Annotated in this window: 8 protein-coding genes; all 8 read right to left on the bottom strand. The window is 70.1% G+C overall.

What is annotated here, in order from left to right:
- Positions 1-22: 22 nt before the first annotated feature.
- The 8 genes from VGW35_15425 to rfbB all read right to left on the bottom strand — a co-directional run bounded on the left by VGW35_15425 (position 23) and on the right by rfbB (position 10086).
- Positions 23-430, bottom strand: coding sequence for a pyridoxamine 5'-phosphate oxidase family protein (locus VGW35_15425; protein ID HEV8309052.1), 408 nt, complete (start codon positions 428-430; stop codon positions 23-25).
- Between the two features lie 13 nt (positions 431-443).
- The gene (locus VGW35_15420; protein ID HEV8309051.1) at positions 444-2330 is read right to left on the bottom strand and encodes a peptidyl-prolyl cis-trans isomerase; all 1887 of its coding nucleotides are present in this window, start codon (positions 2328-2330) and stop codon (positions 444-446) included.
- Positions 2331-2412: 82 nt separating this feature from the next.
- Positions 2413-3771 (bottom strand): NCS2 family permease, encoded by a 1359-nt coding sequence (locus VGW35_15415; GenBank protein ID HEV8309050.1) that lies wholly within the window; start codon positions 3769-3771, stop codon positions 2413-2415.
- A gap of 133 nt (positions 3772-3904) precedes the next feature.
- Positions 3905-4756 carry a tRNA (adenine-N1)-methyltransferase gene (locus tag VGW35_15410; GenBank protein HEV8309049.1) on the bottom strand — a complete coding sequence of 284 codons (852 nt, stop codon included), beginning with the start codon at positions 4754-4756 and terminating at the stop codon, positions 3905-3907.
- A 208-nt stretch (positions 4757-4964) separates the two neighbouring features.
- Entirely contained in the window at positions 4965-6134 is a 1170-nt protein-coding gene (locus VGW35_15405) for an acyl-CoA dehydrogenase family protein (protein ID HEV8309048.1), read from the bottom strand.
- A 107-nt stretch (positions 6135-6241) separates the two neighbouring features.
- Positions 6242-6742 (bottom strand): hypothetical protein, encoded by a 501-nt coding sequence (locus VGW35_15400; protein HEV8309047.1) that lies wholly within the window; start codon positions 6740-6742, stop codon positions 6242-6244.
- A gap of 176 nt (positions 6743-6918) precedes the next feature.
- Positions 6919-8319, bottom strand: a complete 1401-nt coding sequence (locus VGW35_15395) for an HD domain-containing protein (protein ID HEV8309046.1) — start codon at positions 8317-8319, stop codon at positions 6919-6921.
- Between the two features lie 768 nt (positions 8320-9087).
- Positions 9088-10086: a dTDP-glucose 4,6-dehydratase gene (gene rfbB / locus VGW35_15390; GenBank protein ID HEV8309045.1), complete on the bottom strand. Its 999-nt coding sequence runs from the start codon at positions 10084-10086 to the stop codon at positions 9088-9090.
- Position 10087 lies beyond the last annotated feature (1 nt).

The raw sequence follows: 10087 nt of genomic DNA, 5'->3' as shown, positions 1-10087 counted from the left end.
CCTGGCGGCGCCGCGGCCGAGGCTAGTCGAACCCCCAGGCGAAGGCGCGGGTGGGCGTGACCTCGATGATGACGGCGTCGCCCTCCTCCAGGGCCGCCTCGGACCGATACTGCGGGTACTTGGTGTAGAGGAGCTTGCGGGCCCGGCGGAAGCGCGGGCCGCGGGGGTGGAGCCGCGCGGTGCCGGCCAGCATCACGCCTCGCAGGCCGTCCCAGGTCTCCGAGTAGTCATCGGCGACGACGGTGACGTGGGGGTTGGCCTTGATGTTCTGCACCTTGCGGGCGTCGTCACCGGAGCCGATGTAGACCCGCCCGCCGTCGACGACGGCGCAGACCGGGACCACGTGGGGCACGCCCTTCGCGTCGGCGGTGGCCACCCGCACCACCCGGGCGCGGGCCAGAAACTCCTGGTGGGTCTTCCGAACTCGCATGCCGGACCTCGCCTTACCCAGCCTGGCTCTGCGGCAGGACCTTCCGGTTGATCTCGATCTTTGCCCGGGCGCGGGCGGCGGCGAGCCACCCTTCCCAGGTCTGGTTGCGCTTCTGCTCGAGGAGCTGCTTCTCGAGCTCGCGCCGCGCGGCCTCGAACTTCGCCGGGTCCGGATGCTCGCGGGCGACGACCTTCACGACGTAGAAGCCCTTGGGGCTGCTCACGGGGTCTCCGACCCCGCCCTCGGGGAGCTCGAGGGCCAGCGAGCCGAGCGCCTGCCCCAGCTCCGCGTCGCGCAGCGGCTCGGCCCGCGAGTGGGCCGCCGCCTCGCCCAGGCTCACGCTCTCCCGCGTGGCCAGCGCCCGCGGGTCCTCGCCGGCCCGGAGGGCGTCCGCGAGCTGGCCGGCCTTGGCCTTGGCGGCGTCGAGGGCCTTCGCTCGCCGCACCTTGTCCGCGACCTCGTTGCGGACCTCCGCGAGCGGCAACAGCCGGGATGCCTCCCGCTCGATCAGCCGGAAGATCACATAGCCCTCGGACACCTTGACCGGGGCGCTCACGCCGTCGAGCGGCAGCGCGAAGATCGCCTCGCTCGCCTCCCGCGCGCGACCGATTCCCTCGATCGGATCGGTCCGGCCGAGCGGCCCGACCTCGCGGACGGTGAGGCCCCGGCGCCGCGCCTCGGCCGCGAAGTCCCTGGCGGCCAGCAGGGCCTGCTGGGCCTCCTGGGCCCTCTCCCGCGCGGCCTTCTGCTGCCCTTCGGCGGCGAGGCTGGCCCGGATGGCCGACGCGACCTCGCGGAGCTCCTTCTTCGAGGCCGGCACGATGTCGAGCACCTTGATCACGTGGTAGCCGAACGGCGTGCGCACGGGGCCGCCGATCTCGCCGGGCTTGAGGCTGAAGGCGAGCTGCTCGAACTGGGGGACGAGCTCTCCGCGGGCGACGGGCCCGAGCTCCCCACCTCGCGGGGCGGTGGCGGTATCCTCGGAGACGTCACGGGCCACCTGGGCGAAGTCCGCTCCGGCCCGGACGCGCTGGAGGGCCTCTTCGGCCTTGGCCTTGGCGCGGTCCTCGGCCTCGCTCCCGCCGACGCTGGGGACCCGCACCAGGATGTGGGCGACCTTGAGCCGCATGGGCTGGTCGTACTCCTGGCGCCGCTCCTTGTAGGCCGCCTCGACGTCGGCGTCCGTCACGGCCGGGAAGGACACGCTCGCCGTCGGCAACAGGGCCGCCAGGACGCGCCGGCGCTCCGGCCGCGTGAACTCCGCGGGATGGGCCTTGTGGTACGTCTCGAGCTCGGCGTCGGTCACCGCCATTCCCGCCACGAAGGGTTCGGGCGTCACCAGGAGGTAGATGGCCCGGACACCCTCGTGCTGCGTCTCCCAGTAGAGCCGCAGCTCGGCGTCGGAGACCTTGGCGCCTTCCGTGACGAGGGCCCGGACCTTCCGCTGGAGGAGCTCGGACCGGACGTCCTGCTCGAAGGCGGCGGTGGTGAGCTGGACCCGGCCGAGGACCCGGAGATATTGTTCACGCGAGAAGCGCCCGCCCGTCTGGAAGGCGCTGATGCGCATGATCTCCTCGGCCAGCTCCTCGTCCGAGACGCGGAGGCCTTCCCGGTCGGCCTGCTGCTGGATCAGGCGGTCCGTCACCAGCCGATCGACCACTTGATCCTGGACCCGCAGCGAGCGCAGGAGGTCCTCGCTGAAGCGCTCCTTGAAGACCTGACGGTACTGCTCGACCGTGGATCGGTAGGCCCGCTCGTACGCGGTCGCCGAGATCTCCTCGCCGTTCACCGTCGCCACCGCCGTGGTCCCGCCACGATCCTGAGTCGCGCCGAAGTACGCGAGGCTCGCCACGAAGGTGATCACGACGAAGGCGAGGAAGTACCGAGAGCTCTGCCGCATCCAGCTCATCATCGCCATAGCGATTTAGCCTACCACACGCCCCCGGGCCTCGCCACGTTCGGGACGCCGGCTGGACCGCGGATCAGCGCAACGCGAAGTAGAGGACGAAGGCGAGGGCGGCCGCGTACATCATGGGATGCACCTCGTCGGCCTTGCCGCGGACGACCCTGATGAAGGTATAGGCGATGAATCCGGCGCCGATGCCGTTGGTGATCGAGTAGCTGAACGGCATCAGCGTCATCGTCAGGAGGGCGGGCAGCCCCTCCTCGACGTCTCCGAACGGGATCTCGCGGACGATGGTGCACATCAGATAGCCGACGACGACGAGGGCCGCCGCCGTGGCCTCGGGGGGCACGATCGCGGCCAGCGGCGCGAAGAAGAGCGCCAGCAGGAAGCAGACCGCCACCACCACCGAGGTCAGTCCGGTCCGCCCCCCGACCCCGACGCCCGCCGCCGACTCGATGTAGGTCGTGGCCGACGAGGCGCTGCCGAGGCCCCCGGCGACGGCGGCCAGCGAGTCGACCACCAGCACCCGCTTGAGGCGCGGGAGGCGGCCGTTCTGGTCGAGCCACCCGGCCTCGGCGCCGATCCCGACCACCGTGCCCATCGTGTCGAAGAAGTCGGAGAGCATGATCGAGAAGATGGCGAGGAGCGCGGTCAGGACGCCCAGGCGCGTGAACACCTCGAAGTTCAGCCCCCGGCCGAGCGTCGAGAAGTCGGGCCAGGCGACGATCTGGGTCGGGACGACCGCCACCCCGGGCAGCGTCCAGATGTTGCCGCCGCTGACAAGATTCAGCGCGACGGCCAGCGCGGTGGTGAGCACGATCCCGAGCAGCAGGGCGCCGCGGACCCGCAGGGCGAGGAGGAAGATGGTGACGAAGAGCCCGACCACGGCGACCCCCACCCGCAGGTCGCTCAGCGAGCCGAGCGTGACCGGGATCCCGGTGCCCGGCTTCACCACCCCCCCGTTCACGAGGCCGATGAAGAGGATGAACAGCCCGATGCCCACCGAGATGGCCCGCTTCTGCGAGAGCGGGATGGCGTTCATCACCGCTTCGCGGAAGCCGGTCAGCACGAGGATCGTGATCGCCACGCCCTCCAGGACGATGACGCCCATGGCTGCCGGCCACGGCAGCTTGTAGCCCGCGATCAGCTGGAAGGCGACGACCGCGTTGAGTCCCATCCCGGAGGCGATGGCCAGCGGGTAGTTGCTGGCCAGGCCCATCGCCGCCGTCATCACCGCCGCCACCAGGCAGGTGGCCGCGAGGGTCGGCTGGAACGGCGGGCCCTGCCCCTGGAGAGCCGGCACGCCGGCGAACGAGAGGATGGCCGGGTTCACGAAGATGATGTAGGCCATCACCATGAAGGTGGTGACCCCGGCCAGCACTTCGGTGCCCACCGTCGTGCCGCGCTCCCGGATCTTGAAGTAGGAGTCGAGCATGTGCCCTCCCTCCGGCGCCGTCAAAGATCCGCGGGGTACGGCTCTCGCGCTCTTGGTTAACCACCCAGCGCGGCATGTCCCGCTCCGAGCGGCGGCTCTTGCCGCCGCTACGATCCTCGGGGGAGGCCTCGACTTAGGCCGGCTCCGGCTCCTCCGGCTCGTCCGGCGCGGGCGGCGCGACCCGCGCGCCGCCCGCCCGCGGCAGGACGCGACGGGCCAGGGTAATGAAGCCCGTGTGGGCCACCATGCGGTGAGCCGGACGGACCGACAGCCCGGCGATGTGCCACGGCCGGAGGAGCGTCTCGAAGGTCTCGGCCAGCGCGAACGCGGGATGGGCGGCAAGCGCCTCGTGTGTCTGCTGGGCCTGGGGCAGCGTGGGCACGTAGGCACAGAAGATGCCGCCGGCCCGGAGCGCCGTGGCCGCCGCCTCGACCAGGCGCCAGGGCTCCGGCAGGTCGAGAAGGACCCGGTCCAGGGCCCGCTCCTCGATGCCGGCGTAGACGTCCTGCATCCGCACCGTGAGCGGCAAACCGTCGCCGAGCCGGGCCTCGATGTTCCGGCACGCCCGCCGGGCGAATTCCTCGCGCGTCTCGTAGGAGATGACCCGCCCGCTCGGCCCGACCGCCCGGAGCAGGGCCAGGGTGAGCGCGCCGGAGCCCAGGCCGGCCTCGCAGACGACCTGCCCCGGCCCGATGTCGGCGAAGAAGCAAATGGTGGCCAGATCCTTGGGATAGATCACCTGCGCCCCCCGCGGCATCTCCAGCACGTACTCGCCGAGGGTGGGGCGGAGGGCCAGAAACGCGGTCCCCATCGAGCTCTTGACCGTCGTGCCGTCGGACGCCCCGATGAGGGCGTCGTGGCCTATGTATCCGCGGTCGGAATGGAAGGCGACGCCCGGGCGGAGCACGACGAGGTGGCGCTTGCCGCGGCGCTCGTCGATGAGGAGCACCGGCTCACCCGCCTGGAACGGCGTGTCGCCCGGCATCGGGGCCCCTTATAGCACACCCGCTGCCGGCTTCCAACCGGCACCAGCGTGGAGGCGCCGAGCGTCCATCCGACACGCCGGGCGTTCGAGCTGATGCCCAGGCTTTCCAGACCGCGCGTTCCTGACCGAAGCACTCCGAGCGCGGGCTTGGCCCGCGCAACTTCCCGGAGGAGGTCTCGGAGGGGGCCGTTGAGGCCCCTCCGAAGAGTTACACGAAGGCGTCGAGGCCGGTGATATCCCGCCCGATGATCAGCGTGTGGATGTCGTGGGTGCCCTCATAGGTGATGACGGTCTCGAGGTTCAGCAGGTGCCGGATGACGGGCTGCTCATCCACGATCCCCGCCGCGCCCATGATGTCGCGCGCCATCCGCGCGGTCTCCAGCGCCATCCAGACGTTGTTCATCTTCGCCATCGAGACCTGCTGCGGGCGCGCGCTCCCCAGATCCTTCAGTCGCCCGAGCTGGAGGCACAGGAATTGCGCCTTGGTGATCTCGGTGATCATCCAGACGAGCTTTCGCTGGACGAGCTGGAAGGCCGCGATGGGCTTCCCGAACTGGATGCGGGCCTGGGCGTACTGGAGGGCCCAGTCGTAGCAGGCCATCGCCGCCCCGACCGCGCCCCAGGCGATCCCGTAGCGGGCCTGGGTGAGGCAGGAGAGAGGGCCCCGGATGCCCGACACCCCCGGCAGCTTGTTCTCCAGCGGGATCCGGCAGTCCTGGAACGACAGCTCCGAGGTGATCGACGCCCGCATCGAGAACTTCCCGGTGATGTCCAGGGTCGCGAAGCCCGGGGTCCCGCGCTCGACCAGGTACCCCCCGATCTCGCCGTCGTCCCCCTTGGCCCACACCACGGCGACGTCCGCGGCGGAGCCGTTCGTGATCCAGAGCTTGGTCCCGTTGAGGACGAAGCCGTCGCCCTTCCGGAGGGCGCGCGTCTTCATGGAGGCCGGGTCCGACCCGTGGTCGGGCTCGGTCAGGCCGAAGCAGCCGATCGCGCTCCCCGTCTGGAGGGCGGGCAGCCAGCGCTCCTTCTGCGCTTCGGACCCGTACCGGTGGATCGGGTACATGACGAGCCCGCTCTGGACCGACGCGAAACTACGGAGGCCCGAGTCTCCCCGCTCGAGCTCCTGCATGATGAGCCCGTAGGCGACGTTGTTGAGGCCGGCGCAGCCGTAGCCCTTGAGCGTCGCCCCGAATACCCCGAGCTCCCCGAGCTTGGGCACCAGCTCCATGGGAAACGTGCCGGCGCGATGGTGCTCGGGGACGACCGGGAGAAACTCCGCTTCCACCCAGTCGCGCACGGCGTCGCGCACCATGCGTTCTTCCTCCGAGAAGAGCGACTCGATCGCGTAGTAGTCGACGCCGCGGAACTTCTCCATGGCTCAGACCTCCGGTCGGGAAGTCGGCCCGGACGCCTCCAGGCCATTGGCCCGAACCCGCCGAGCCCGAGGTGGGGCGACGTCAAGCGCCGGGCGCGGGCCCCGCACTAGGGACTCCCGCTGAGGAGCGCGAAGATGCGGCGGGCCAGGACCTCGTGCTCCTCGACGTTCTGCCGGTAGATGTCGAGCCCCGAGTGGTCAAACAGATCGATCGCGGCGACGCGGTCGCCCATCGACCAGGGCTCGAGGTCGAGGACCTGGAAGCACGAGCGGCGCGCCTCCGGGTGGTCGGTGACGAAGACGAACATGAGTCCCGGCCACTGCCGCTTGGCGTGCGCGAAGATCGACTGCGAGGCACGCTGGTCCTCGATGGACAGGTACTGTCCGAGCTGCGGCCGGTACCGGACCTCGATGAGCCGAGCCGGCCCCTCCGGCGGCTTCTCGTCTTCCGGCACCCGCACGGCAAAGAAGTCCGGGATGAGCTCCTCGCGTCCGAGGCGGGCCGGCGACTCGCGAGGCCCCACCGGCGTAAGCGTGAATCCCGCCCGACGGAAGATGGACTCCACCAGCGCCCGGGCGATGCGGCCCTTGATGTCGAGAAGATCCATGGCCGGTCCAGGGACTAGATCATCGGGTCATCAGGCACGTTGGCGGACCGCTGGGCCGTGGCCGAAGACCGAGCAGCCCAAGGACGCAGGCCCGAGCCGGCCGGAGGCGTATGCCGCATACGTCGAGGACCGGCGAGGGCCGAGGACGCCGGATGCGACGGTCATCGGCCACGGCCCTAGACGTTGGTCGGGATGGCCGGACGGTCCTCGTACAGCACCTGCCGGAAGGCCTGGGTCAGCTCCCGGTCGTGCCGATGATCGCGCGCGAAGATCCGGCACTGGGCCACTTTGGCCGGCAGGTACTTGAAGAGCGCAGCCAGCGGCTCCTTGGACACCCGGGCGGTGGCGCCGTCATAGATGTAGATCTGCCGGTCGCCCATGGCGAGCGGATTGAGCGGTCGGGGGTCCTGGAAGGCCAGGTCGATCTGGAACTCGAGGTTCTTCAGCTCGCGAGGCAGCGCATCCCGGACCTGACCGGCGACGTACTCCGGCCGCATGACGGCCCAGACCTTGATCATCGAGTCGTCGAGGACCTCCTCGCGGACCATTCGCCACTTGAGGCGCCGATCCAGGATCTCGCGCCACTCCTGCCCGAGCGCGCGGCGCTCCGGGTCACTGGCGTCGTGCCAGCGCCCGACCTCCTCGAGGAGCGTCCACTCCGTGAGGTGGAGGTAGGGATGGAGGTCCTTCCGGAGGTCCCACGGGAAGACGATCTGCATCGTCGGCCGGAAGATCTCCTTGAGGTGCAGGTCGATGGCCCGGGTCGTCCGGTGGTAGTAGACGTTGGTGTACATGTAGTAGCGCGCGGTGAGGAACATGATCAGGGCCTGGGTGCCGGCGCGATCGAGCGTCAGCCCTTCGGGGGTGAAGAAGCTGTAGTAGACGATCCGTTCGAGGTCGGCCCCCACCGGAACCCCGCACATGTACGAGTCGCGCAGGACGTAGTCGAGATTGTCAGCCGTGTAGATGCCGGACAGGATCGGCTTGAGGAACGCGAGCCAGGGCGGATCCCCGGCCTCGGGGTGGGTGTAGCCCTTCCCCATGAGGTAGCAGATCCAGTTCGGGTCGATCCGTTCCCCTTCGGCGAAGGGCCCGCTCGGACTCCGCCGGAGGCCCAGGATGCCCTCGGCGAGCTCCTCCCGGATGATCCGCTGGCCGACCAGCTCGTGGGTCAGCTCGTAGTCGGCGAGGAAGTTATCGTCGAAGAAGTGCCCGAACGGCCCGTGCCCGATGTCGTGGAGCAGCCCCGCCATGCGCAGGAGCTCCTCGAGGAGGGTGGCCGACGGCGCCTCCTGGAAGACGGCTCGCAGGGACGGCGCCAGCTGCTGGGCGAAGCGTCCGGCCACGTGCATGGCGCCGAGGGCGTGCGTGAAGCGGCTGTGCTCGGCCGTGGGAAAGACCCAGCGGGCCGACTGGAGCTGCGGGATCCGGCGGAGCCGCTGGACCCAGGCGGTATCGATCAGATCCTGCTCGGTCACCTCGCCCGGGAGGCCGCCCTCCGGACGGGTGAAGGGGATGTAATGGTGGATCGGATCGCAGATGAGCCCTTTGCCGCCATAGGTCTCCGCGGCCGTCATGGCGTTCTCACAATAGCACGCGGTTTGAGGCGAAGAAAGGCGCGCGCGGCGGGAAAAAGGGGGCCAGGCCGCCAAGGTCCGATATCCTCGGTCACCTCGGCGGCCTGGCCACTCCCGGGGTCGGGTCCGGGAGTCTCTTGATCCATCCGCTCGCTCGAGCGGGTTGATCGCTTCAGCCGGTCGTCCATCAGGAGAAGCAAACCCCGGGCCACGCGGCGCGCGGAGGCCCATGGTTGTCGCAGGCTCACTTGCTCGGCGATCGATCTCATTTGAGAGAGAGGGTCGCCCGCGCCTGACGAGTTTGCGCACGGAAGCCTGCAGGATTTGTCAGCCCGTCGACCGTGATGCCTCTCAGCTGAGAGACACGAGCGCGGCGGGCGCGACGCGCGCGGGTCGCCCGATCGCCGCGGGTTGGTGTTCCACTCCGAGCGCGCGCTTCACCCGCGCAACCTTCTCCCGGCGGAGGTTGGGAGGAGGGCTGTCGAGGCCCCCCACTACCTGGGAGCGTGACTCACCGACCCGGCGCCGACCACCGAGCCCGCGGTGCATCGAGGAGTGCTCCGAGCGGCGGCTTCGCCGCCGCCACGACGGGGGGGCATCGGGGGGTCTCCCGAGACCCCCCGAGATGACCTAGGAGGCTGTCGGAGTAATCGCGCGCCACGCTTCGCCCAGCCGCCGCGGGTCGGTGTTCCACTCCGAGCGCGGGCTTGCCCGCGCAACCCTCCCGGGGGAGGTTGGGAGGGGGCCGTCGAGGCCCCCTCCCATTCCCTAGCGGGCGCCGTACTGGCGCCGATAGTATGCCAGGAACTCCCCGGACTTGAGCGGCCGCCACCAGGCTTCGTGTTCGCGGTACCAGGCCACGGTGGCGGCCAGGGCGTCGTCGAACGGGTAGGTCGGCTGCCAGCCGAGCGCGCGCAGCTTGGTCGTGTCCAGCGCGTAGCGGCGGTCGTGCCCTGGTCGATCGACGACCGGGCGGATCAGGCTCTCGGGCTTTCCGAGGAGCGCCAGGATCCGGCGGGTGAGCTCGATGTTCTCGACCTCGACGCTGCCCCCCACGTTGTAGACCTCACCCTCCGCCCCCTTGTGCAGCACCAGGTCGAGCGCCGCGCAATGGTCCAGCACGTAGAGCCAGTCGCGGACGTGCCGGCCGTCTCCGTAGAGCGGCAGCGGCAGGTCGTCCAGGGCGTTGGTGATGAAGAGCGGGATCACCTTTTCCGGGTACTGGTTCGGCCCGAAGTTGTTCGACGCCCGCGTCACCACGACCGGCGTCCGGTGGGTCGTCCAGTAGGCGAGCGCCATGTGGTCGCCGCCCGCCTTGGAGGCCGAGTATGGGCTCGAGGGGCGGAGGGGGTGCGTCTCCTGGAAGGCGCCCGTCACGATGGAGCCGTACACCTCGTCGGTGGAGACCTGCAGGTAGCGCCCGATCCGGTGGGCGCGGGCGGTCTCCAGCAGCACCCAGGTGCCGAACACGTCGGTCCGGATGAAGTCGCCGGCGTCATGGATCGAGCGGTCGACGTGGGACTCGGCGGCGAAGTTCACCACCGCGTCGCACCCGGCCATCACCTCGCGGACCAGCAGGGGTTCGCAGATGTCGCCGTGAACGAATCGGTAGCGCGGATGGTCGGCCAGACCGGCCAGGTTGGCCGGGTTCCCCGCATAGGTGAGCTTGTCGAGATTGACGACCTCGTACTCGGGGTACGTCGTGAGGAGGTGGCGCACGAAGTGTGAGCCGATGAAGCCCGCGCCGCCCGTGACCAGGACCCGCATG

It is taken from the genome of Candidatus Methylomirabilota bacterium (genome assembly GCA_036005065.1).
GTDB lineage: Bacteria > Methylomirabilota > Methylomirabilia > Rokubacteriales > DASRDR01 > DASYQW01.
The sequence above is the reverse complement of the archived record's forward strand: the minus strand, read 5'-3'. Positions and strand labels throughout refer to the sequence as shown.

Bases quoted from the DNA above. Each gene is read 5' to 3' on its own strand.
- VGW35_15425 (HEV8309052.1), bottom strand. From the start codon at position 430: ATGCGAGTTCGGAAGACCCACCAGGAGTTTCTGGCCCGCGCCCGGGTG.
- VGW35_15395 (HEV8309046.1), bottom strand. From the start codon at position 8,319: ATGACGGCCGCGGAGACCTATGGCGGCAAAGGGCTCATCTGCGATCCG.
- rfbB (HEV8309045.1), bottom strand. From the start codon at position 10,086: ATGCGGGTCCTGGTCACGGGCGGCGCGGGCTTCATCGGCTCACACTTC.
- VGW35_15410 (HEV8309049.1), bottom strand. From the start codon at position 4,756: ATGCCGGGCGACACGCCGTTCCAGGCGGGTGAGCCGGTGCTCCTCATC.
- VGW35_15400 (HEV8309047.1), bottom strand. From the start codon at position 6,742: ATGGATCTTCTCGACATCAAGGGCCGCATCGCCCGGGCGCTGGTGGAG.
- VGW35_15420 (HEV8309051.1), bottom strand. From the start codon at position 2,330: ATGCGGCAGAGCTCTCGGTACTTCCTCGCCTTCGTCGTGATCACCTTC.
- VGW35_15415 (HEV8309050.1), bottom strand. From the start codon at position 3,771: ATGCTCGACTCCTACTTCAAGATCCGGGAGCGCGGCACGACGGTGGGC.
- VGW35_15405 (HEV8309048.1), bottom strand. From the start codon at position 6,134: ATGGAGAAGTTCCGCGGCGTCGACTACTACGCGATCGAGTCGCTCTTC.